Raw genomic sequence first — 461 nt, 5'->3', positions numbered from 1 at the left:
ATCTTTTGCTGCTCGGTTGGTGAATACTTTTCTAGTAGACCTTGATCAACGTGTTCTAGACTTTCTAAGCTATCATCATGAATCATCAGCGTATATTTAAGCTCGGTTTTGACTTCCTTTTCTTGTTGCATTAATAACTTCCAGCCAACGTATGGCCGTTTGGTAAAGGTCAATAATTGTTGGGTCAACAAATCATCACGAATGTTCATTAAACGTTCGTTTAATTCACTACCCTTGAAAACTGTTTGTTCGCTATCGGTTTCCTTAATTAATTCTCGTCTTTCAGCTTGCGTGGTCTGTTCAAAATTAAGCTCTGGATAAAGTTTTTTCGTCGTGCGATCGACCACTTTATTTAAGAGTTCATCTGCTTTTTTGAGTGAGCTTTCTTGTTGGTTAATTGTCAATAATTGTTTAGTCACATCTTCACCAACCGCATGTTTAATTAAGGTGCTGTTTTTCCA

Annotated in this window: 1 pseudogene; it reads right to left on the bottom strand. The window is 36.9% G+C overall.

What is annotated here, in order from left to right:
* Nucleotides 1-461 (bottom strand): annotated as a pseudogene (locus FFM73_RS12645) (MobQ family relaxase); the annotation flags it as partial.

The organism is Secundilactobacillus hailunensis (genome assembly GCF_005405185.1).
Lineage (GTDB): Bacteria > Bacillota > Bacilli > Lactobacillales > Lactobacillaceae > Secundilactobacillus > Secundilactobacillus hailunensis.
This window is presented reverse-complemented; position numbering and strand designations above follow the sequence as displayed.